Raw genomic sequence first — 22054 nt, 5'->3', positions numbered from 1 at the left:
CTCATCAAGCGGAAAACCGCTGCGCGTCACCAACGCAGATGCCCGCAGCAGGATGGAACCCGCTGCGGGCATCTCACTGGCACCAGCCAATCACGGGCCACCGACAAAGTAGTAACCCCGGATGGCACCGGCAAAATCGACAAAGCGATCAGGCGTTGAAATATTCCTTCAGGTCAGCAACCCGGTCCAGACGCTCCCAGGTGAAATCGGGCTCGTCGCGGCCAAAGTGTCCGTGGGCTGCCGTCTTGGCGTAGATGGGCCGCTTGAGGTCCAGGGCATCGATGATGGCGCGCGGACGCAGGTCGAAGAGTTCGTCGATGGCCTCGCTGATGCGGGCCGGGTCCACGGTCTCCGTGCCGAACGTCTCAACGTACGTCCCGACCGGGCGGGCCTGGCCAATCGCGTAGGCAATCTGGATTTCGGCACGCTTGGCCAGTCCGGCGGCCACCACGTTCTTGGCAACCCACCGCATGGCGTAGGCAGCCGAACGGTCAACCTTGGACGGATCCTTGCCTGAGAAGGCGCCGCCGCCATGCCGGGAGAACCCGCCATAAGTGTCGACGATGATCTTGCGCCCCGTGAGGCCTGCATCGCCTACCGGACCGCCGATGACGAAGGCACCGGCCGGGTTCAGAATATTGGCCGTGCGCGAGAGGTCCAGGCTTGACGCCGCGAGGACGGGGTCGATGACGTAACTGGCGAGATCGGCCCGAAGCTGCTCAAGGCCAGCTTCCTCGGCGTGCTGGCTGGAGATCACCACGGTTTCAACGGAAACCGGGCGGTCGCCGTCGTACCCTACGGTAACCTGCGTCTTGCCGTCCGGCCGGAGGTAAGCCAATTCGCCGTTCTTGCGCACTTCGGTGAGCCGTTCGGACAAGCGGTGGGCAAGCCAGATGGGCGTGGGCATGTAGGAGGCTGTTTCATCACTGGCGTAGCCGAACATGATGCCTTGGTCGCCTGCACCCTGGAGATCGTAGTCATCCTCCTGGCGGCCTTCGCGGGCCTCGAGGGAGTTGAACACCCCGCCTGCGATGTCGTTGGACTGCTGGCCGATGGACACCGAAACACCACAACGGGCACCGTCGAAGCCGTTGGCTGAAGAGTCATATCCGATGCCGAGGATAGTCTCACGGACTATCTGCGGGATCTCTACGTAAGCGTCGGTAGTGACCTCACCAGCCACGTGCACCAGGCCGGTGGTGGCCATGGTTTCAACGGCCACGCGGGACTCAGGATCAGCGGCCAGCAGCGCGTCAAGGATGGCATCGCTGATCTGGTCGCAGATTTTGTCCGGGTGCCCTTCGGTGACCGACTCGGAAGTGAAGAGCCGGAGCTTGGACGGGGTGCCATGGTGTTCATGGTGCAGCGGTAAAGTCACTCGACCACCTTACTGGGTTGCGGGACGGCAGCATCTGCCGTGTGTCCCTGTGCTAAGAATTCGGGTGTGGGCTCAGTTACAACGCCGGGAAGACCCGTGTGAGCTCGACGCCCACCCGATCAACCACTGCAGCGGCGACATCGGCCTTGGAACCGGCGGCCGACTGCGGTTCGGCTCCGTGACCGGAGAGGATCACCACGGAATTTTCATCCTGGCCGAACACGCGCCCAATGCCCACCTGGTTAACTACCAGGAGGTCGCAGCCCTTGCGCTTGAGCTTGGCCGTTGCGTGTTCCAGGACGTCTCCCTGGGCGTCGCCTGTTTCGGCCGCGAAACCGACAATCAGTTGCCTGCCACCCTCGGCGTTGCGGCGTTCCACGAGCTCATGCAGGATGTCAGGATTCCGGATCAAACGCACCACCGGCGCATCCTCGCCGTCGACCTTTTTGATCTTGGTGTCCGAGACCTCGGCCGGACGGAAATCCGCCACAGCGGCGGCCATGATGACGACGTCGGAATCCACTGCCGCCTTCAGCGCGGCCTCGCGCAGTTCCAACGCCGACTCAACACGGACAAGCTCGACGCCGGCGGGCGGTTCGACGTCCATATGTGCGGCAAGGAACCGAACAGTTGCCCCGCCAGCCAAGGCTGCGGCGGCCAGGGCAGCACCCTGCTTACCGGACGAGCGGTTGCCCAGGAAGCGGACCGGGTCCAGCGCCTCCCTGGTGCCACCGGCTGAGATCGTTACGATCCGGCCTGCCAACGGCTGCTCCGCGGCGGGTGAAGCCTTGGCGCCATCCGCCACCTCAGTCAAAGCCATCGCAGCCGTGAAGATTGCTTCCGGCTCCGGCAGGCGGCCAGGGCCCGAGTCGGACCCGGTGAGGCGACCGGAGGCTGGCTCGAGTACTGTCACACCGCGGCTGCGCAACGTCTCCACGTTCGCCTGGGTTGCGGCATGCTGCCACATCTCAGTGTGCATGGCCGGAGCAAAGAGCACTGGACCGTGGGCCATGAGCAGCGTATTGGTAAGGAGGTCGCCCGCTTGTCCTGTTGCAGCCTTGGCCAGGAGGTCCGCCGTGGCGGGTGCAACCACAATCAGGTCGGCTTCATGGCCCAGGCGCACATGGTTGACCTTCTCGACGTCGTCAAAGACGCTGTTGCTCACAGGGTTGCCCGAGAGGGCCTCCCACGTAGCGACTCCAACAAACCGTGTGGCCGCTTCCGTGGGGATGACCGTGACCTTGTGGCCGGCTTCAGTAAAAAGCCGGAGGAGCGATGCAACCTTGTAGGCTGCAATCCCTCCCCCGACTCCGAGGACTATGCGCACGTGACCTCCGTCAACAGGCAGTCTGTACTTATTCTGCGGGCTCGATCGGCGTGGAAACCAAAAGGCCTTCGTTGATCTCGCGCAGGGCGATGGACAGCGACTTCTCGTTCAGCTTGGTGTCAACCAGCGGGCCAACGTACTCAAACAGGCCCTCGTGGAGCTGGGCGTAGTAGGCGTTGATCTGGCGGGCACGCTTGGCGCCGAAGATGACCAGGCCGTACTTGGAATCAGCAGCCTCAAGCAGCGAATCGATCGGCGGGTTGATGATGCCTTCAAGGTTCGTGGACACGAATTCTCCAAATTTTAGCGGGCCAACAAATGCAAGCGCTTAGCGCTGGTGCGGGGTAAGCCCCATGAGTGAAACAAGCTCGTCCGCTGCCCGGCGAACGTCGTCATTGATGACGGTGTGGTCAAACTCCGGTTCAGCAGCAAGTTCCAGTTTAGCGGTTTCCAGCCTGCGCTGCTGTTCCTCGGGAGTTTCCGTGCCGCGGCCCACCAGGCGGCGGACCATTTCGTCCCACGTGGGCGGTGCCAGGAACACAAAATTCGCGTCCGGAACAGCCTTCTTGACTTGGCGTGCGCCCTGGAGGTCAATCTCCAGGAGGACGGACTTTCCTTCGGCGATGGCGGCGTTGACAGTACTGCGGAGCGTCCCGTAGCGGTTCTGTCCATGCACCACAGCCCACTCCAGCAATTCACCATCCGCCACCAAGGAGTCGAACTCCTCGGCAGACTTGAAGAAGTAGTGAACGCCATCCTGCTCACCCGGACGCGCGGCCCGGGTGGTTGCCGAGACTGAGAGCCAGACCTCTGGATAGTTGTCCCTGATGTAGGTGGATACGGTTCCCTTGCCAACGGCAGTGGGGCCTGCAAGGACAGTCAGTCCGGGTTTCTTGCTCACGGATTCCTTCGGGGAGATGCGTCAAACGCTTTGCTGGGTGTCCATAAAATCTACCAGCGCCCGGGCCTGGTGAATTCCCAGGCCCCTGATGCGCCGGGATCCGGCGATGCCTATCTCCGCCATGATCCCGGCCGCCCTGACGGGGCCAATGCCCGGCAGGGCCTCCAGGAGTTCCACCACACGCATGCGCGCAATCGCCTCGTCCGTTGCCCCGGAAGAGATCAGCTCCGCAACACTGACCTCGCCGCGCTTGAGCCGTTCCTTGGCGGCGGCACGGACTGCCCTCGCCTTGGCGGCCTTCTCCAGCGCATCGGAACGCTCCTGTGGTGTCAGCTCTTTAAGGCCCACTGCCAAACCCCTGTCAGATCGCGATTGTGATCCAGATCACGCGGACTGATCCTGAACCTACCGGCAGGGGCGCTGTTGCGCAATGCGGCCAGGCAACTTACTCCGACCGAAGCCCGCCCAACGTCTCTTCGGTTGCGGCGCGAAGGCCGGCCACGGAGGGACCTGCGGCCAGGATGCCCCGGCTGGAGGTAGCCAGGACCGAAGGATAGGCAGCACCGAACGTCGCACGAAGGTCAGCAGGGGTTGCACCCTGGGCGCCGAGCCCCGGTGCGAGGATCGCGCCGCGGACCTGGCCCAGATCGATGTCCAGGTCCTCGAGCGCCGACCCAATGGTGGCGCCCACAACCAAACCAACAGAACCAAGAGTGCCCTCGTACCGCTGGTTCTCGGCTGCAGCAGCGGCCACGATCCTGCGCGCCACCGAATCATCGCCACCAACGTGCTGGACCGACTTCCCTTCCGGGTTGGACGTCAGGGCCAGGACGAACGCTCCCCTGCCATATTGCGCAGCGAGGTCCAGCGCCGGACGCAGCGACTCAAAGCCCAGGTAGGGGCTGAGGGTCACGGAGTCTGCGGCCAAGGACGAACCGTCACGCAACCAGGCGTCCGCGTACGCCGCCATGGTTGAGCCGATGTCGCCACGCTTGGCATCGGCGATGCTGAGCACGCCCGCTTCCGAGGAAGCGGCAAGCGTGCGCTCCAGGACGGCCATGCCGGCGGAGCCGTGACGCTCGTAGAGTGCCACCTGCGGCTTGACCGCGGCAGCGAGGGAAGCGACCGCCTCCACCACTGTCAGCGAGAAGCGTTCCAGGCCGGCGGCGTCGTCGTTCAATCCCCAGTCAACCAAAAGTTGCGGGTGGGGATCGATTCCGACGCACAGCGGACCGCGGGAGGCCATGGCGGCCGCCAGCCGGGAGCCAAAAGACTCCCGGACCGGCGGCTGCGCCTGCTGCAATTGGGCAGACTCAGGCATTGGCTGCTTCCACTGCTGCTGCCAGGTTGGCCGCGTGCTCCTGCAAGCTGGTCACGGACCACTCGTAGGTACGCAGGGCCTCGATGGCCTGCACAGCCGCGTTGAATTCGGCGACGGTGGTGATGCAGGGAATACCGATGGACGTTGCTGCGGCGCGGAGTTCGTAGCCGTCGCTGCGGGCTTCGCCGCCGGACGGGGTGTTGAAGACCATATCGATCTCGCCAGCGATGACGAGGTCAGCAATGGTTCCTTCACCTTCAGCGCTGCTGCCCTCGGCCACCTTGCGGACCGGAGTCGCCTGGATGCCGTTACGGCGCAGGACGTCCGCCGTGCCACCGGTCGAGACGATCTCGAAGCCGAGGTCCGAGAGGCGCTTGACGCCCATGATGACCGAGCGCTTATCGCGGTTGGCCACGGAAACGAAGATCTTACCCTCGGTGGGCAGTGCGTTGTTGGCAGCGGCCTGGCTCTTGGCGAAAGCGGTGTCGAAGTGCTTGTCGATGCCCATGACTTCACCGGTGGAGCGCATCTCCGGGCCGAGCAGGGAGTCAACAACCTTGCCTTCGGGAGTGCGGAAGCGGCTGAACGGAAGCACGGCTTCCTTCACGGCAACCGGCGCGTCCAGGGGCAGCGTGGAACCATCACCGGTTTCGGGCAGCATCTTGTAGGCGCCGCGGAGCTGGTTGATGGTGACCCCGGTACCGATGAGGGCTGCTGCTTTGGCCATCTGCACACCCGTTGCCTTGGAGACAAACGGAACCGTGCGCGACGCGCGTGGGTTGGCTTCAAGAACGTACAGGACGTCTGAGGCCAGCGCGAACTGGATGTTGATGAGGCCGCGGACGCCCACACCTTCAGCGATGGCACGGGTTGCCGTGCGCACGCGCTCGATCACGTTATTGCCCAGGGTGATCGGAGGAAGCACGCAGGCGGAGTCACCGGAGTGGATACCGGCTTCTTCGATGTGTTCCATGATGCCGCCGAGGTACATGTCGGTGCCGTCGAAGAGTGCGTCGACGTCGATCTCCACGGCGTCCTCGAGGAAGCGGTCGATCAGTACCGGGTGGTCCGGCGTAATTTCCGTGGCGTTGGCGATGTAGCGGGAGAGGTTCGCTTCGTCATAGACGATCTCCATGCCACGGCCGCCCAGGACGTAGGACGGCCGAACCAGCACCGGATAGCCGATTTCGTCGGCAATCTTCTTGGCGTCCTCGAAGGACACCGCGGTGCCGTTCTTCGGGGAGGTCAGTCCGGCTTCGTCCAGCACGCGGGCGAAAGCACCACGGTGTTCGGCGAGGTCGATCGCTTCCGGCGAGGTACCCAGGATGGGCACGCCGGCGTCGGCGAGCTGCTGTGCCAGCTTCAGCGGAGTCTGCCCACCGAGCTGCACGAAGACGCCCATCACGCCGCCTGTGCGTTCCTCGGCTGCGATGACCTCAAGGACGTCCTCAAGGGTCAGCGGCTCGAAGTAGAGACGCGTGGAGACGTCATAATCCGTGGAGACAGTCTCAGGGTTGCAGTTGACCATGACGGTCTCGTAGCCGGCCTTGCGCAGCGCCATGGAGGCGTGGACGCAGGAGTAGTCGAACTCAATGCCCTGGCCGATGCGGTTGGGGCCGGAGCCGAGGATGATCACTGACGGCTTGGCGTGCAGGCCTACCTCGTCCTCTTCGTCGTAGGAAGAGTAGTGGTAGGGGGTGTAAGCGGCGAACTCCGCGGCACAGGTGTCCACCGTCTTGTAGACCGGACGGATACCCAAAGCCTGACGGACTCCGCGGACCACGGCCTCGTTGTTGTGCGTCAGGGCACCGATCTGCTCGTCGGAGAAACCGTGGCGCTTGGCGTTGCGCAGCATTTCCTCCGTGAGCACACCGGCCTTGCGGATCTCCTGGGCTGTCTCGTTGAGCAGCTGCAACTGGTCCAGGAACCAAGGGTCGATCTTGGTGGCCTCGAAGAGTTCTTCCACGGTGGCGCCGCCGAGCATGGCGCGCTGCACCTGGTGCAGGCGGTCCGTCGTGGGTCGCTTGGCCTTCTCGATGAGCTCTGCGACTTCGTATTCCGGCACGGAGCTGAAGTCCAGCTGGGAACCCTTCTGCTCAAGCGAGCGGAGGGCCTTTTGCAGGGCTTCGGTGAAGTTACGGCCCATGGCCATGGCTTCGCCAACCGACTTCATGGTGGTGGTCAGCGTGTTGTCTGCTGCCGGGAACTTCTCGAACGCGAAACGCGGGACCTTGACCACAACGTAGTCCAGGGTCGGCTCGAAGGAAGCCGGGGTCTTCTGCGTGATGTCGTTCGGGATTTCGTCCAGGGTGTAACCCAGGGAGAGCTTGGTGGCGATCTTGGCAATGGCGAAGCCGGTTGCCTTGGACGCCAGTGCTGAGGAACGCGAAACGCGGGGGTTCATTTCGATGACCACGACGCGGCCAGTGGCGGGGTCGATGGCGAACTGGATGTTGCAGCCACCGGTGTCCACGCCAACCTCGCGGATGACGGCAATGGAGACGTCGCGCAGCTTCTGGTACTCGCGGTCCGTCAGGGTCAGCGCCGGCGCAACAGTGATGGAGTCACCAGTATGGACGCCTACGGGATCGAAGTTCTCGATGGAGCACACAACAACGACGTTGTCGTTCTTGTCGCGCATCATCTCGAGCTCGTATTCCTTCCAGCCGAGGATGCTCTCTTCAAGCAGGACCTCGGTGGTGGGGCTGTACTGAAGGCCCTGGCCCACGATCCGGCGAAGGTCGTCCTCGTTGTACGCCAGGCCCGATCCCAGTCCACCCATGGTGAAGGACGGACGGACCACCATCGGGTAGCCGAGGTCCTCGGCAGCGGCGAAGGCCTCTTCCATGGTGTGGATAATGTGGCTGCGTGCGGATTCTGCACCGCAGCGCTCCACGACGCCCTTGAACTTCTCGCGGTCTTCGCCAAGCTCGATGGCGGCAATGTTCGCGCCAATGAGTTCCACGTTGTACTTCTCCAGTACACCGTTCTTGTCCAGGGCGATGGCCGTATTCAAAGCCGTCTGGCCACCCAGGGTGGGCAGGATGGCGTCCGGGCGCTCCTTGGCGATGATCTTCTCCACCACCTCCGGGGTGATGGGCTCAACATAGGTGGCATCGGCGAACTCGGGGTCCGTCATGATGGTGGCCGGGTTGGAGTTCACGAGGATGACCCGCAGGCCCTCCTCCTTGAGGACGCGCAGTGCCTGGGTGCCTGAGTAGTCGAACTCGGCTGCCTGGCCGATGACGATCGGGCCCGAACCAATGACAAGGACGCTCTTGAGATCTGTACGTTTCGGCATTACTTCTTGTCCTCAGTCTTGGATTCGGTGGAGTTTTCGTCTGTGGCCTTGGACTTGGTGTCGGCCATGAGGTCGATGAAGCGGTCGAAGAGGTAGGCGGCATCGTGCGGACCAGCGGCAGCTTCGGGGTGGTACTGAACCGAGAAGGCGGGGATGTCGAGGCAGGCGAGTCCTTCAACGACGTCGTCGTTCAACGAAACGTGGCTGACTTCAACCCGTCCGTAACGCTCTTCAGGCGCCACGGTGGAACCGTTCAGCGGGGCGTCAACGGCAAAGCCGTGGTTCTGCGAGGTGATTTCCACCTTGCCGGTGCGGCGGTCCATGACGGGCTGGTTGATGCCGCGGTGGCCGTAGCGGAGCTTGTAGGTGCCAAACCCAAGGGCACGGCCCAGGATCTGGTTGCCGAAGCAGATGCCGAAGTACGGCAGCTTTTCGTCCAGGACTGAACGCAGCAGGGAGACCTGGTGGTCCGCCGTGGCGGGGTCGCCGGGACCGTTGGACATAAAGAAGCCGTCAGGGTTGACTGCGTTGACGTCTTCCAGAGTGGAGGTTGCCGGCAGCACGTGGACGCGGACACCGCGCTCTGCGAAACGCACGGGCGTCATGGCCTTGATGCCGAGGTCGACGGCGGCGATGGAGAACCGCGGTTCGCCTTCCCAGCCGTGGTCCTTGGGCTCAACGACATAGGCCTCATCGATGGAGACTTCCTCCGCCAGGGCTGCGCCTTCCATGGGAGCGCTGGCAAGCACGGCGTCCAACAGTTCCTTGTCGGTGGCCTGGGCAGCCTCGCCGGAGAAGATGCCTGCGCGCATGGTTTTGTGCTCGCGGAGGTGGCGGGTGATGGCACGGGTGTCTACGCCCTGGATGCCAACGATGCCCTGTTCCACCAGTTCGTCATCGAGGCTTCGTTCCGAACGCCAGTTGGAGGGACGGCGTGCGGCGTCGCGTACGACGTAGCCTGCCACCCAGATCCGGCGGGACTCAGCGTCTTCGCTGTTGACGCCGGTGTTACCGATGTGCGGCGCAGTCTGGACTACCAGCTGGCGCGCGTAGGAGGGATCCGTGATGGTCTCCTGGTAACCGGTCATGCCGGTGGCGAACACCGCTTCTCCGAGCGCAGTTCCCTGCGCGCCGTAGCTGCGGCCGCGGAACATGCGGCCGTCTTCGAGCACCAGCACTGCTGCTGAGGGGGCGGGTGTGGTGGCTGCTTTACTATCCGTCACTTTATTACTTTCCACTATCGGCATCTGCCTGAGGGGCTGCGGAGATCAATTCCTGGAGGGCTTCGAGGAGGAGCTGCTTGTCGGCTGCGTGCCTGGACCGGAATCCGGTATCCAGTTCCCGGCCACCGAGTTTCCAGCTGATGACCAGGAGCCCGTCTTTTTCGACGAACTTCCCTGCCATGCCGCTGGACTCACGGCTGTCGGCCAGTGCGGAGCGGGGGATGAAGACCGGGGCGGCACCAGAGCGGTCGAACAGCACGCCTTCGGCGTGGATGCTCAGTTCCGCGTTGGTCCGGATACCCAGGCCCTGAACCGCGATCCGGTCCAGCCAGTCGCCCGCCGTGGTGGTGGCAACGTACTGGCCATCTGCGACGACGGTGGCCGGCGTCAGCTGCTCCGGCACCGCTGGTAGGCGTTCGACGTCGGCTTGTCGCCGCAGCCTGTTACGCCACCCCAGCCAGATCATCGCCAGGACGACGACGATCAACGGCACCGTGATGAGCACGGTCAGTGTCTGGTTATCCATTAATTGCTGCTGACTTCCGGGTACCGGTACGGCGTGTTGAGCCGGCCGTCGAGGACCGTGGGATGTCCTTTGAAGAAGGTTGCCACAACGGATCCGGGCAGCTCCTTGCCCTTGAACGGTGAATTGCGGCCCATGGTTGCCATTTTATGGGGGTCAACGGTCCATCGCGCAGCCGGGTCCACCAGGATGACGTTGGCCGGTTCGCCAACCTCCAGCGGACGGCCCTGGTCAGCGACACAGCCGATGACCGCCGGAGTGAAGGACGTCACCCTGGCGAAGTCGGCCCAGGACATCAGTCCAGTCTCGATCATGGTCTCCTGGACCACCGACAGAGCTGTCTCCAGTCCGGTCATGCCCATTGCGGCCTGGGCCCACTCACATTCCTTATGTTCGCTGGGGTGCGGTGCGTGGTCGGTGCCCACGACGTCGATGGTGCCGTCTGCCAGGCCTTCACGCAAAGCTTGCACGTCAGCATCGGTACGCAACGGCGGATTGACCTTGTAGACGGGGTCATAGCTGCGGACCAGTTCATCAGTGAGGAGCAGGTGGTGCGGCGTGACCTCGGCCGTGACGTTGATCCCCCGCGCCTTGGCCCAGCGCACGATTTCCACGGATCCAGCGGTGGAGACGTGGCAGACGTGGAGGCGGGACCCAACATGCTGGGCCAGCAGGACATCCCGGGCGATGATGCTTTCTTCGGCAACGGCCGGCCACCCGGTCAGTCCGAGGACCGCTGAGACAGTGCCTTCGTTCATTTGTGCCCCGGCGGTAAGGCGCGGTTCCTGCGCGTGCTGGGCCACCACGCCGTCGAACGCTTTCACGTACTCCAGGGCGCGACGCATCAGGACCGGATCATGGACGCAGATACCGTCGTCGGAGAACATGCGCACCTGGGCACGGGAATCGGCCATGGCCCCCAGCTCGGCGAGCTGTTCGCCGGCCAGACCCACAGTGACTGCTCCTACGGGACGAACGTCCACCCAACCCGACGCGCGGCCCAGGCTGTGAACCTGCTCCACCACGCCCGCAGTGTCAGCCACCGGATTGCTGTTGGCCATCGCGTGGACGGCCGTGAAACCGCCCAAGGCAGCGGCCCGGGTACCGGTTTCAACCGTTTCGGCGTCTTCGCGGCCGGGTTCGCGCAAGTGGGTGTGCACGTCAACCATGCCGGGCAGGGCGATGAGGCCTGCGGCATCAATCACCGCAGCGCCGTCAGCGGCGAGGCCCTGGCCGCGCGCTTCGATGATGCCATTGCGGATCAGCAGGTCTTCAGCTTCGCCACCGAGGATGGCGGCCCCACGAAGCAGGTAGGTATTCTCGGCCATCATTTGGTCTCCTTGCTGGACTGGCTTAAGGTGTGGGCGGCTTCGCGGGAGTCTCCGGAGAGCAGCAGGTAAAGGGCGGCCATGCGGACCGAAACACCGTTGCGCACCTGGGCAAGCACGGTGGAGCGCGGCGAATCCGCGGCGGCGGAGGATATTTCCAAGCCCCGGTTCATGGGCCCGGGGTGCATGATGATGGTGTCTTTCATGCCGAGGTCATCCAGAGCACGGAGCCTGGCGTCGTCGAAACCCCAGCGACGCGAGTACTCCCGGGTTGAGGGGAAGAACGACGCGTTCATACGCTCACCCTGGACGCGCAGCATCATCATGGCGTCAATGCCGGCCTCGAGCGTCTCGTCCAGGTTGTAACTGACTTTGCAAGGCCAGTGCTCCACGCCGATGGGCAGCAGGGTCGGTGGCGCCACCAACGTGACTTCAGCGCCGAGGGTCTTCAACAACCAGACGTTGGACCGGGCAACGCGGGAGTGCAGGACATCGCCGGCGATCGCTACCCGCATGCTCTTAAGGTCAGCACCGGTGGATTCGCTGCCGTTGACCTTGGACCAGTGCCGGCGCATGGTGAACGCATCCAGGAGCGCCTGCGTCGGATGCTCGTGGGTGCCGTCGCCGGCATTGATAACGGCGGCGTCAATCCAGTCTGTCGCGGCAAGCCGGTGCGGGGCCCCGGATGCCCAGTGACGGATGACCACGGCGTCTGCGCCCATGGCGGCCAGGGTCTGTGCCGTGTCCTTGAGGGACTCCCCCTTGGACACCGAGGATCCCTTGGCGGCGAAGTTGATGACGTCGGCAGAGAGTCGCTTTGCGGCAGCCTCGAAGGAGATGCGGGTGCGGGTTGAGTCTTCGAAGAAGAGGTTCACCACTGTCCGGCCGCGCAACGCGGGCAGCTTTTTCACTTCACGCTCACCAACGGCGGACATCTCTTCTGCCGTGTCAAGGATTCGGATGGCGTCGAAAGCACTCAGGTTCTCGGTGGAAAGGAGGTGCTTCACTTGCCGGCCTCGATAACTACCTCGTTGACGGGCACACCGTCCACAGAGTCGATTTCCTCGAGGTGGACACGGACCTTTTCAGAAGAGGAAGTAGGCAGGTTCTTGCCCACGTGGTCCGCGCGGATGGGCAGTTCCCGGTGGCCCCGGTCCACCAGAACGGCCAAGCGGACAATCCGGGGGCGGCCAAGGTCCACCAGCGCGTCCAGTGCAGCACGGATGGTACGGCCCGAGTACAGGACGTCGTCGATCAGGACAACCACTTTGTTGTCGATCCCTGACAACGGCAGGCGTGTGTGGCGCGGGGGCCGGGTGGGCTGATGGGAGAGATCGTCACGGAACATGGTGACATCCAATTGGCCGACAATCGTTTCAGCGTTGACCGAGGGGTCCGCAGCTGCGATCTTTTGGGCGAGCCGTACGGCCAACGGATAGCCGCGGCTGGGAATGCCCAGCAGGACCAGGTCCTGGGAGCCTTTATTGGCTTCGAGGATCTCATGGGCGATACGAGTGAGCGCACGGTCAATGTCCGCCTGGTTAAGAACAACCCGCGACGGCACGTGCGCTGAAGTGACTTCAGTCATCGCTCGTCTCCCCTTTCCCCGCCTCACGGGACGGAATTAAAAAAGGAATATTTGCTTTTCAAAACTACCACAGGGGCCCTTCGCCACCGCACCGCCCGACCAACCCAAGCGTGAGTCTAAGCTCACACTGCGTGCCGTGGAATAGGCTCTTGCCCATGACCATGAACCACCACGGCCAACCCGGCGGACGACCCTATCCGCGACCCTATCTGGAACCTGGCGCCAACCCCACGTGGATCGGACGGGTACAGCCGGGAAACTATCAACCGGCTCCAGGGAATCCAGCCTCACTCCCCCGGCAAACCTGGGCCACACCACAGGCTCCGCGCACCCGCCGGTCGCTGGGCACACTCCCCTTGGTCATTGTTGGTGGGGTCCTTGCCCTTGCCAGCCTGATGCTGGTGCTGCCGTTCCTGCTGGGCAACACCGGGGTGACAGGCTTCGTGATCGGCTTTATTGCTTCGTTGATTCCGTTGTCCGTGGTGCTGCTGACGGTACGACTCATCGATCGCTGGGAGCCGGAACCAAAAAGGCTGCTGTGGTTCGCCTTCACCTGGGGTGCCGCAGTGTCCATCGCCGGGACGCTGCTCATCCAGCCCCTCTTTGCCCTGGCCGCACCCACCAGCAGCGAAGAAGCTTTCACCTACTTCATGGCAACGGTCCAAGCACCCATCGTCGAGGAATTCACCAAGTCGCTCGGATTGCTGGTCTTGATCCTGGCCGCCCGGAAGTACTTTGACGGACCCGTGGATGGGGTGGTGTTCGCCTTCACCATTGCCGCCGGCTTCGCCTTCACTGAGAACATCCTCTACTTTGGACGCGAAATTGCCTCCTCCACCGATCCCGGGACGGACTTGGTCCGTATCTTCATCCTCCGCGGCGTCATGTCACCCTTCGCCCACGCTCTGTTCACCGGCACCACCGGCCTGATCATGGGCTTTGCTGCGCGGAGGTGGCACAGCGGCTATGCCGTACTGGGATTCTTCATTGGGTTACTGCCCGCGATGTTCCTCCACAACCGTTGGAACAGCATGGGTCAGAACTTCCTGGCGGAGTACTTCGTGGTCCAGGTCCCCATCTTCCTGGTGGCAGCAGTGGGCATCATCCTGCTTCGGGTCGCTGAAGGAAAACTCACGCGCCAACGCCTCCTGGAGTATGCCCGGGCCGGTTGGTTCACTCCGGCCGAGGTGGAGATGCTTGCCACCTCGCGCGGCAGGCGCCAGGCGGTGCGCTGGGCATCCACGCGCGGCCGTGGAAACCAGATGAAGGCCTTCATCAAGGGAGCCACTGCTTTGGCGTTCACCAGGCAGCGGATACTCAGCGGGCGGGACGTCCACGTTCACCAGCAAGACGAGTTGGAGCATCTGCGCAACATCCCCGGCCTGCGGGCAGCAGTTCTCCAATAACGGGAAAAGGACCCGCTCCCACAGTTTCCTGTGAAGCGGGTCCTTTGAATTCAGGCCAGGCGTGTACTTAAGCGAGAAGTGATGGCTTCAGCTTCTGGAGCCGGCCGAGGAGTCCATTGATGAACGCCGGGGACTCGTCCGTGGACATCGTCTTGGCAAGGGCCACGGCTTCGCTGACAGCTACACCATCCGGAACCTCGTCATTGTAGAGAAGTTCCCACGCGCCGATCCGCAGAATGATCCGGTCCACGGACGGCATCCGTTCCAGCGTCCAGCCCTGGGCATACGTCTCCAGGAACTCATCGATGGTTGCCTGCATGGAGACAACACCCTCGACGATTTCCACCGTGTAAGGGTTGATGACCAGGTCAGTCTTCTCCCGGCGCGCCGTCATGGCGTCGAATGCCGGGACGGAGCGCTGCTCCGCCTCGAAAAGTACTTCAAGAGCCCTGCTACGGGCTTTACCGCGTGCGCTCACTAGTCGTTGACCCGGCCCAAGTAGCTGCCATCGCGGGTGTCGACCTTGACTTTGGTGCCCTGCTCGACGAACAGCGGAACCTGGATCTCGTAGCCGGTTTCAACGGTGGCCGGCTTGGTGCCTGCCGAAGAGCGGTCACCCTGGAGGCCCGGCTCCGTGTAGGTGATTTCGAGGACAACGCTCGGGGGCAGTTCAATGTACAGCGGGGTGCCCTCATGGATGGCAATGTTGACCATCTGGTTTTCAAGCATGAAGTTGGTGGCGTCGCCAACCGTTGCACCGGAGACGGTGATCTGGTCGTAGTCCTGGGTATCCATGAAAACGAAGTCTTCGCCATCCTGGTACAGGTACTGGTAATCACGGCGGTCAACCGTGGCGGTTTCGATCTTCAGACCGGCGTTGAAGGTCTTGTCGACCACCTTGCCGGACATGACGTTGCGCATCTTGGTGCGGACAAAGGCGCCACCCTTGCCAGGCTTGACGTGCTGGAACTCGATAATGTTCCAGAGCTGGCCCTCGAGCTTCAGTACGGTCCCGTTCTTGATGTCGTTTGTGGTTGCCACTCGTATCCTCTGGTTATCGCACTGGTTCTAGCTGCCAGCTATCTATGCCAAGCAGGCGTACCAATCGGCCCGCCAGCGCGTATTTATCAAAAATCCAAGAACCATTCTACCGGCAAATACGCCGGGGGCTTGCGGGGCGTGTTTCCGCGTGCGTCAGGAAGCCAGTTCCAGCACATTCCGGGCCCTTTGAAGGGCAACGGCGGAGGAATAGATCAGCGCGGCATCAGCAGCCATGGCGACGCGCAGGTCCAAGGCTTTGGCGAACTCCTCGGATGCAGCCAGGGCGTTCCCGCTGACGAAGTATGCCCGCCCCAGGTACTGGTGGACGATCGCTTCCTTCGAGCTGCCCTGGACGTCCTGCAAGAGGTGGCGGAACAACTGTATGGCGCGGTCCAGCCGGTTGGTGGCACGGTGGACTTCCGCCTCGAAGATCCTCAGTCGGAACGACTCGGGATCCTTGTAGCGGGCTTCGGCCAACAGTTCGGCTGCCTCGTTGGGCTGATTTTCCAACAGCAATGCCATGATGCGGTCAGCGGGATCATCAGAGGCGGCAAGTGCCGTCTCCATGACTTCCTCGTTGACTATCACGGGCAGGAGGGTATCGGGATTGGTACGAACGCCCGGGAAGCCGGCTGTTGGCCAGTCGCTGACGCCTTCCCGCACGGCGACACTCATGATGCGATTTCCTGGTAGGCCGCAAACAGGAGGGAGGTATCGGGAACGTCCAGGATGCCAGGCTTGGCAACGCCGTCAAGGACAACGAACCGCAGAAGGTCGCCCCGCGACTTCTTGTCCCTGCGCATGCCATCCAGCAAACCCTGCCAGCGGTCACGCCGGTAAGTGATGGGCAGTCCCAGGCTTTCCAGGATGGTGCGGTGACGATCTGCATCGGCATCCGACAACCGCCCCACGCTGCGCGACAACTCGGCGGCGAACATCATGCCCACTGAGACAGCAGCACCGTGGCGCCAGGAGTAGCGCTCCACGAGTTCAATGGCGTGTCCCAGCGTGTGGCCATAGTTCAGGATTTCGCGGAGGCCGGATTCCTTGAGGTCCTGTGACACGACATCTGCCTTAACCGTAATGGCCCGCTCGATGAGTTCCCGGACAACGTCCGAGGACGGGTCCATCACTGCGTCGGTGTTCTTCTCAATCAGGTCCAGGATGGCGGGATCAGCAATGAACCCACACTTGATGACCTCGGCCATGCCGGAGATGAGCTCGTTCTTGGGCAGCGTCTGAAGCGTGTCGAGGTCTGCCAGGACGGCAGCCGGCGGGTGGAACGATCCCACGAGGTTCTTGCCCTCGGCTGTATTGATGCCGGTCTTTCCGCCCACTGAAGCATCCACCATGCCCAGAAGACTGGTGGGCATGTGGATGACCTTGACACCACGAAGCCATGTGGCTGCCACGAAACCGGCCAGGTCCGTCACGGCGCCACCTCCGACCGCCACGATGGCGTCAGAGCGGGTGAAGTCGTTTTGGCCCAGCACCTGCCAGCAGAAAGCAGCAACCTGAATGTGCTTGCCTTCTTCCGCATCAGGGATTTCGGCAGTCAGCGCGGTGAAGCCGGCTGTTTCCAGCTCGTCGCGAACCGTGTCCCCCGTCAGGCGGAGGGCCCGGGGATGAATGACCAGGACACGCCGGACACGCTCCCCCAGCTTTTCAGGAAGGGTCCCCAAAAGGCCGCGCCCCACTACGACATCGTAGTTTTCATTGGCGGACTGGCCAGTCACCTTGATGACAGTTGCTTCGTTACTCACTTTTCAACTTCCTCTTTCAAGGCTGCATACTGGCGCAGCCGCTCCTCCAACTGGAGGCCGATTTCCGCCACGGATCCTGAACGGACGTCCATGACGATGTCCGCGAGACGCTCATAGACAGGACGCCTCGTAGCGAACAATGCTTCCCACCGCGTCATCGCATCACCCTTCAGCAATGGCCTGCCAGTGTTGCGCGCGATGCGATCGGCAACGGTCTCCGCGTCACATTCGAGGTAGACCACCGTGCATTCTTCCAGCAGTTGCTGGGTTCCGGAGTCCAGGACCGCTCCCCCGCCCAGAGAAATAATGGCGGGCTGAACCTTGGCATTCTCGATGGACTTCGCGACTGCCCGGGCTTCAATTTCACGGAAGGCGTGCTCTCCGCGCCCCGCGAAAATATCCGCGATACTGCCGTGGGCAGCGACCACCACAGCGTCGGTATCCACGAACGGGAGCCCCAACTGCTGGGCCAACTGCTGGCCAATGGCCGACTTACCAACAGCCATAGGGCCCACCAGGACAACGGGACGGCCGGTGCAGCCGTCCAGGATCGGGCGAACCACTACCGGCCGACCGAGTCCAGGGTGGCCGGTATGTTGCCGAGGTAGCTTTGCAGGTTGCGGCGGGTTTCGGCTACGGAGTCGCCGCCGAACTTCTCGGCGACGGCCTCGGCCAGGACCAGTGCAACCATTGCTTCGGCGACTACACCGGCCGCGGGCACTGCACAGACGTCTGAACGCTGGTGATGGGCCTTGGCGGGTTCACCTGTGCTGACATCGATGGTGCGCAGGGCACGGGGAACGGTAGCAATCGGCTTCATGGCTGCACGCACGCGCAAAACCTCGCCGATGCTCATGCCGCCCTCAATACCGCCGGCGCGGTTGGTCTGCCGAACAATTTTCCCGTCAGCATCCTTCACGATTTCATCGTGGGCAGCGGAACCACGGCGCGCAGCAGTAAGGAAGCCGTCTCCGACCTCCACTCCCTTGATGGCCTGGATGCCCATCAGCGCAGCAGCCAGGCGGGAGTCAAGGCGGCGGTCCCAGTGCACGTAGCTGCCCAGTCCCGGCGGAAGTCCGTATGCCAGGACCTCAACAACACCGCCAAGGGTTTCGCCTTCCTTATGGGCGGCGTCCACTTCAGCGACCATGGCGTCGGAGGTCTGACGGTCAAAGCAGCGCAGGGGGTCCGCGTCGAGCGCCAGGACATCCTGGGGCAGCGGCAAGGGGCGGCCCTCGGGAACAGTCACGCTGGCGATGGAAACAGTGTGGCTCACCAATTCCACGCCCAGCTGCTTCAGGAACTGTGCGGCAACGGTGCCAAGGGCCACGCGGGTGGCGGTTTCCCTGGCGCTGGCGCGTTCAAGCACGGGACGGGCTTCGTCGAAGCCGTATTTCTGCATGCCCGTGAAATCTGCATGCCCTGGACGCGGCCGCGTCAGGGGTGCGTTGCGGGCTTGATCGGCAAGGATCCCGGGATCTACGGGGTCAGCAGACATGATCTGCTCCCACTTGGGCCACTCGGTGTTGCCCACTTGGATGGCTACGGGGCCGCCCTGCGTCAGGCCATGACGAACGCCACCCATGATGGTGACCTCGTCTCGCTCGAACTTCATGCGGGCACCACGTCCATAGCCCAGGCGGCGACGCGCCAGGGCATCACGGATCTGCGCGCTGGTGAGTTCAACACCGGCGGGCACGCCTTCAACAATTCCGATCAGGGCCGGACCATGGGATTCACCGGCAGTCAACCAACGCAACATATAACCAATCCTGCCATGTAAGGCTTCTAGAACACTCGCCGGGGAAGCCCGACTGAGTCGCACATCACATCTATGACGGCGGCATCCACGTCACAGCCGCTGAAGCGCCTGATCTGCTCGGCCGCTTGGTACATCAGCATCTCAAGGCCCGGGACTACGGCGCCTCCGTGACCATGCCACACCTCAGCAAGGCGGCTGGGCCAGGGATCGTAGGCAACGTCCAGCAGCACACCGGCCCCTGTTCCCGGCAACGCCGCCAACTCATCCGCCAAGGAATCGGCGGCACGCGGCGGGAATGTGGAGATCACCAGGTCGGTGCCCGCCACAGCGGTGGCTGCTTCAGTCAACGGTCTGACACGGAGGGAAATTCCGACGGCGGCTGCAGCGGCTTCCGCCTCACCGGCACGCCCTGCATCACGGACGAAGACATCCACGTGGCTGCCACCAAGTTCCTTGACAGCCGCAACGGCCGCAGCGGAGGTACCGCCGCCACCCAGGATGGCCGCGTGGGGCGTGGAAGCAACCCCGGCATACCGGACCGCCTCAACGATCCCGGCGACATCGGTGTTGTATCCAACGCGTCGCACCGCTCCGCCGTCGTGTTCAAAGACCACGGTGTTGATGACTCCCAACTGGGCGCCCGCGCCGCGGACCTCGTCAACCTCCTTGACCATGGCCGACTTCAACGGCATGGTCACTGAGAGCCCGCACCAGGAGTCATCGCCGAAGAGTGAGCCCATGAACGCTGGAAGGCCGTCCACGGTGACATCGATTGCGGAGTATTCAATGTCAACGCCCAGTTTGGCGTAGGCAGCAGTATGCAGGGCCGGTGACTTCGAATGCGAGATCGGATGCCCCAGGACTGCGGCACGACGACTCACACACACCGTCCCGGATTGGCCTGGCACCACGCGTTGTACTGCTCAACGTAGACGTTGTGCTCAGCCAGCGTCTTGGAGAACTTGGTTTCTTTGCTGTCCAGGTTGATGGTGACCCAGTACATGTAGTCGTTCTGGGTGGGTTTGGCCGCAGCATCAATGGCAGTCTTGCCCGGTGAGCCGATGGGTCCAGCCGGCAACCCAACATTGGCGTACGTGTTGTACGTATTGGACTTATCAGCCTTTTCTTCCTCCGTGAGATGGAAGGATTTCTTGCCGAGTCCGTAGGTCACCGTGGCGTCAGACTGGATCAGGCCGCTGGTTTCCACATTGTTTGGCTTGAGCCTGTTGTAGATGGCGCCGGCCACGTTTCCATAGTCCGCTTGACCGCCTTCTGCCTGCACAATACTGGCGATGGTCACGGTGTCGTACTGCTTGCCCGGTTCCGTGATTCCCTGGGACTTGAGCTCATCCAGCGTGGTAGTGGCCAACTTTTGGATGATGTCCTTGGCCGGCGTGCCGAGCGGAAAGCGGTACTCCCCCGGGGCCAGGAAGCCCTCGAGGTTCTTGGCCTTGGACGGAATGCCGAACTGTGCCGGGGCCTGGTTGAGCGCATTGAGTTCCTGCATGGAGATACCCGAGCCCTTGGAAATGGCTTCCAGCGACTCATTAATGCGAAGGCCCGCACTGAGGGCGAAGTACATCACCTTGGATGCGTCCTTGTTGACCAGGACATCCACTGCGTCGGAATTCTTCATCTCGGTACGGAAGGTGAACTCGCCCGGGGACAATTCGCCGCCGTCGTTAAGGAATTCCTTGACGAAGGCATCGGCGTCGGCCACCACTTTGTTCTCGACGAGTGCTACGGCCACCGCCTTCGGTCCGGAGCCTTCGGGCACGGTGATGTTGACCGAGCCCGTACCCGGGCCCGGATAGTCGGTGACCTTGTCCATGCCCAGCAAGGGCTTGAGGAACTGGGCCCCGATGGCTATTGCGGCAACGAAGACACCCAGCGTGATCAGCAGGGCAAGGACGCGACGACGGCGGCGGGCCTTCTTGACCGCTGCCTTGGAGGAAGCCGTCTGCTCGACAGGCGCGATGAGGTCGTGGTGGTGTTCATCGTGGTGAAGACCGTCGACGAGGTGCTCATCCTGGTAAAGATCGTCCGGGTGGTGTTCATCGTGGTGAACCCCATCTGCGTGGTGCTCATCATGAAAATCGCTGTGGGGCCCATGCCCGGCGACGTCGTGCGTAGGGTCGGAGTCCTCATGCCCGGGGTGGTGATGTCCTTCCACCTCGTGGGCTTCAGCGCCCTCCAGGTGATTCCCGCCATGATCCGGTTCAGCCGGATGCGCTTCCTCCGGAGTCTCAACGGACGGCGATTCGTCAGTGGACGCCGGGGTGGGCTCGTCGGCAGGACTCGGCGCTGTAGACACTGGTTGCGCGGCGGGAACGGGAGGAGCAGCAGGCTTTGACACGGGAACGGGTGGAGCAGCCGGCACAGGTGGCGCAACCGGAGCCGGGGGCACCGCGGGAACAGGACTGGGCAATTCAGGCTCACGGTCCGCGGACGCAGCAGCGGCTTCCCCGGGGGTCGCTTCGGGAACGGGTACGACGTTATGGTTCTGCGTGGCGAGGAATCGTTCCCGCGCCCGCAGCTCTTTGCGGGTCAGCGGCATACCGCCGCCGGCGGTACCGCTGGAGGGGTCGTTGTTGACCGGGCTCACAGTTGCAGTCCCCTCGTAGAAGAATCGGGTTCACGGCCGGAGGCAGCCCGCAGCGTTGGGGCACTGCTGGGCTTATCGGATTGCGCCGGTGCCTGCACTCGGCGGCCAACGTCCGTTCCTCTGGCTTTTTGCATGTCAATTGCGTGCTGCAGTATTCCAGCAGCGGCAACCTGATCAACCACTTTACGGTGGTTCCTGCTGCTCATGCCAGCTTGATGCAGGTTGCGGTGTGCCGTGACGGTCGAAAGCCGCTCGTCCACAAGGCTCACGGGGATGTCCAAACCAACCCGCAACAGTTCGTTGGCGAGGAGTTCGGCGTACGCGGTGGCCATGTCTGCCGAGGCACGTTCCTCACCCTTCATGGTGCGGGGAAGGCCCACAAAGATCTGCACCGCAGGCAGTTCAGCGGCGTGCTTGACCACGAAGCGGACGTCGGAGTTCTTCTTGGCGTCGCGTAAAACAGTCTTGAAGGGTGTGGCCAGGATTCCGTCGGGATCGCAGATGGCGACGCCTACACGGACGGTGCCGACGTCTACCCCCAGCTTGATGCCCCGGGGGTAGACGTCACCGTGAGTACTTGCAGCCAC

The 22054-nt window shown here is 63.0% G+C and carries 22 protein-coding genes; 1 reads left to right on the top strand and 21 read right to left on the bottom strand.

Annotated features, from left to right (window positions below; genetic code table 11):
* Positions 1 to 148 precede the first annotated feature (148 nt).
* The 12 genes from metK to pyrR all read right to left on the bottom strand — a co-directional run bounded on the left by metK (position 149) and on the right by pyrR (position 12890).
* Positions 149 to 1378 (bottom strand): methionine adenosyltransferase, encoded by a 1230-nt coding sequence (metK, locus tag WBN73_RS10970; RefSeq protein ID WP_089595220.1) that lies wholly within the window; start codon positions 1376 to 1378, stop codon positions 149 to 151.
* 76 nt (positions 1379 to 1454) lie between these two features.
* Positions 1455 to 2705 carry a bifunctional phosphopantothenoylcysteine decarboxylase/phosphopantothenate--cysteine ligase CoaBC gene (gene coaBC / locus WBN73_RS10965; protein WP_337340266.1) on the bottom strand — a complete coding sequence of 417 codons (1251 nt, stop codon included), beginning with the start codon at positions 2703 to 2705 and terminating at the stop codon, positions 1455 to 1457.
* A 28-nt stretch (positions 2706 to 2733) separates the two neighbouring features.
* Positions 2734 to 2994, bottom strand: a complete 261-nt coding sequence (rpoZ, locus tag WBN73_RS10960) for a DNA-directed RNA polymerase subunit omega (RefSeq protein ID WP_017197559.1) — start codon at positions 2992 to 2994, stop codon at positions 2734 to 2736.
* 39 nt (positions 2995 to 3033) lie between these two features.
* Entirely contained in the window at positions 3034 to 3606 is a 573-nt protein-coding gene (gmk, locus tag WBN73_RS10955) for a guanylate kinase (protein ID WP_207593659.1), read from the bottom strand.
* A gap of 21 nt (positions 3607 to 3627) precedes the next feature.
* Positions 3628 to 3954 (bottom strand): integration host factor, actinobacterial type, encoded by a 327-nt coding sequence (mihF, locus tag WBN73_RS10950; protein ID WP_207593660.1) that lies wholly within the window; start codon positions 3952 to 3954, stop codon positions 3628 to 3630.
* Between the two features lie 97 nt (positions 3955 to 4051).
* Positions 4052 to 4927, bottom strand: a complete 876-nt coding sequence (gene pyrF, locus WBN73_RS10945; protein WP_337340265.1) for an orotidine-5'-phosphate decarboxylase — start codon at positions 4925 to 4927, stop codon at positions 4052 to 4054.
* Positions 4920 to 8228 (bottom strand): carbamoyl-phosphate synthase large subunit, encoded by a 3309-nt coding sequence (carB, locus tag WBN73_RS10940; RefSeq protein WP_207593662.1) that lies wholly within the window; start codon positions 8226 to 8228, stop codon positions 4920 to 4922. The genes pyrF and carB overlap by 8 nt, the downstream gene beginning before the upstream one ends.
* The gene (gene carA / locus WBN73_RS10935) at positions 8228 to 9475 is read right to left on the bottom strand and encodes a glutamine-hydrolyzing carbamoyl-phosphate synthase small subunit (protein ID WP_337340264.1); all 1248 of its coding nucleotides are present in this window, start codon (positions 9473 to 9475) and stop codon (positions 8228 to 8230) included. The genes carB and carA overlap by 1 nt, the downstream gene beginning before the upstream one ends.
* On the bottom strand, positions 9456 to 9977 hold the full coding sequence (locus tag WBN73_RS10930; RefSeq protein ID WP_207593664.1) for a PH-like domain-containing protein: 522 nt from the start codon (positions 9975 to 9977) through the stop codon (positions 9456 to 9458). Before WBN73_RS10930 ends, carA begins: the two co-directional genes overlap by 20 nt.
* Complete coding sequence (locus tag WBN73_RS10925) at positions 9977 to 11302, bottom strand: dihydroorotase (protein ID WP_337340371.1); 1326 nt, start codon at positions 11300 to 11302, stop codon at positions 9977 to 9979. The genes WBN73_RS10930 and WBN73_RS10925 overlap by 1 nt, the downstream gene beginning before the upstream one ends.
* Positions 11302 to 12309, bottom strand: coding sequence for an aspartate carbamoyltransferase catalytic subunit (locus WBN73_RS10920; protein ID WP_337340263.1), 1008 nt, complete (start codon positions 12307 to 12309; stop codon positions 11302 to 11304). The genes WBN73_RS10925 and WBN73_RS10920 overlap by 1 nt, the downstream gene beginning before the upstream one ends.
* The gene (pyrR, locus tag WBN73_RS10915) at positions 12306 to 12890 is read right to left on the bottom strand and encodes a bifunctional pyr operon transcriptional regulator/uracil phosphoribosyltransferase PyrR (RefSeq protein ID WP_207593666.1); all 585 of its coding nucleotides are present in this window, start codon (positions 12888 to 12890) and stop codon (positions 12306 to 12308) included. The genes WBN73_RS10920 and pyrR overlap by 4 nt, the downstream gene beginning before the upstream one ends.
* Positions 12891 to 13000: 110 nt before the next feature.
* Here pyrR and WBN73_RS10910 point away from each other — a divergent pair, with 110 nt between their 5' ends.
* A complete protein-coding gene (locus tag WBN73_RS10910; protein ID WP_337340262.1) occupies positions 13001 to 14296 on the top strand; it encodes a PrsW family intramembrane metalloprotease in 1296 nt (431 codons plus the stop codon).
* 67 nt (positions 14297 to 14363) lie between these two features.
* Here the strand turns inward: WBN73_RS10910 and nusB are convergent, their stop codons facing one another.
* From nusB to ruvX, 9 genes are all read right to left on the bottom strand, one after another.
* Positions 14364 to 14774: a transcription antitermination factor NusB gene (nusB, locus tag WBN73_RS10905; RefSeq protein WP_207593668.1), complete on the bottom strand. Its 411-nt coding sequence runs from the start codon at positions 14772 to 14774 to the stop codon at positions 14364 to 14366.
* A complete protein-coding gene (efp, locus tag WBN73_RS10900; protein ID WP_011774957.1) occupies positions 14774 to 15337 on the bottom strand; it encodes an elongation factor P in 564 nt (187 codons plus the stop codon). The genes nusB and efp overlap by 1 nt, the downstream gene beginning before the upstream one ends.
* A gap of 153 nt (positions 15338 to 15490) precedes the next feature.
* A complete protein-coding gene (locus WBN73_RS10895) occupies positions 15491 to 16012 on the bottom strand; it encodes a tetratricopeptide repeat protein (RefSeq protein ID WP_089595231.1) in 522 nt (173 codons plus the stop codon).
* Positions 16009 to 17100 (bottom strand): 3-dehydroquinate synthase, encoded by a 1092-nt coding sequence (gene aroB, locus WBN73_RS10890; RefSeq protein ID WP_207593669.1) that lies wholly within the window; start codon positions 17098 to 17100, stop codon positions 16009 to 16011. Before aroB ends, WBN73_RS10895 begins: the two co-directional genes overlap by 4 nt.
* Positions 17097 to 17663 carry a shikimate kinase gene (locus tag WBN73_RS10885; RefSeq protein WP_207593670.1) on the bottom strand — a complete coding sequence of 189 codons (567 nt, stop codon included), beginning with the start codon at positions 17661 to 17663 and terminating at the stop codon, positions 17097 to 17099. Before WBN73_RS10885 ends, aroB begins: the two co-directional genes overlap by 4 nt.
* On the bottom strand, positions 17663 to 18862 hold the full coding sequence (aroC, locus tag WBN73_RS10880) for a chorismate synthase (RefSeq protein ID WP_337340261.1): 1200 nt from the start codon (positions 18860 to 18862) through the stop codon (positions 17663 to 17665). The genes WBN73_RS10885 and aroC overlap by 1 nt, the downstream gene beginning before the upstream one ends.
* A gap of 26 nt (positions 18863 to 18888) precedes the next feature.
* Positions 18889 to 19743: a shikimate dehydrogenase gene (locus tag WBN73_RS10875; RefSeq protein ID WP_207593672.1), complete on the bottom strand. Its 855-nt coding sequence runs from the start codon at positions 19741 to 19743 to the stop codon at positions 18889 to 18891.
* On the bottom strand, positions 19740 to 21467 hold the full coding sequence (mltG, locus tag WBN73_RS10870; RefSeq protein ID WP_337340260.1) for an endolytic transglycosylase MltG: 1728 nt from the start codon (positions 21465 to 21467) through the stop codon (positions 19740 to 19742). Before mltG ends, WBN73_RS10875 begins: the two co-directional genes overlap by 4 nt.
* Positions 21464 to 22054: a Holliday junction resolvase RuvX gene (ruvX, locus tag WBN73_RS10865; protein WP_337340259.1), complete on the bottom strand. Its 591-nt coding sequence runs from the start codon at positions 22052 to 22054 to the stop codon at positions 21464 to 21466. The genes mltG and ruvX overlap by 4 nt, the downstream gene beginning before the upstream one ends.

The organism is Paenarthrobacter sp. CCNWLY172 (assembly GCF_037402035.1).
GTDB lineage: Bacteria > Actinomycetota > Actinomycetes > Actinomycetales > Micrococcaceae > Arthrobacter.
Note: the sequence above shows the minus strand (reverse complement) of the source record. Positions and strands in the feature narration are given on the sequence as shown.

Bases quoted from the DNA above. Each gene is read 5' to 3' on its own strand.
- carB (WP_207593662.1), bottom strand. From the start codon at position 8,228: ATGCCGAAACGTACAGATCTCAAGAGCGTCCTTGTCATTGGTTCGGGC.
- pyrR (WP_207593666.1), bottom strand. From the start codon at position 12,890: ATGACTGAAGTCACTTCAGCGCACGTGCCGTCGCGGGTTGTTCTTAAC.
- WBN73_RS10895 (WP_089595231.1), bottom strand. From the start codon at position 16,012: ATGAGTGTCGCCGTGCGGGAAGGCGTCAGCGACTGGCCAACAGCCGGC.
- aroC (WP_337340261.1), bottom strand. From the start codon at position 18,862: ATGTTGCGTTGGTTGACTGCCGGTGAATCCCATGGTCCGGCCCTGATC.
- pyrF (WP_337340265.1), bottom strand. From the start codon at position 4,927: ATGCCTGAGTCTGCCCAATTGCAGCAGGCGCAGCCGCCGGTCCGGGAG.
- carA (WP_337340264.1), bottom strand. From the start codon at position 9,475: ATGCCGATAGTGGAAAGTAATAAAGTGACGGATAGTAAAGCAGCCACC.
- WBN73_RS10925 (WP_337340371.1), bottom strand. From the start codon at position 11,302: ATGGCCGAGAATACCTACCTGCTTCGTGGGGCCGCCATCCTCGGTGGC.
- WBN73_RS10930 (WP_207593664.1), bottom strand. From the start codon at position 9,977: ATGGATAACCAGACACTGACCGTGCTCATCACGGTGCCGTTGATCGTC.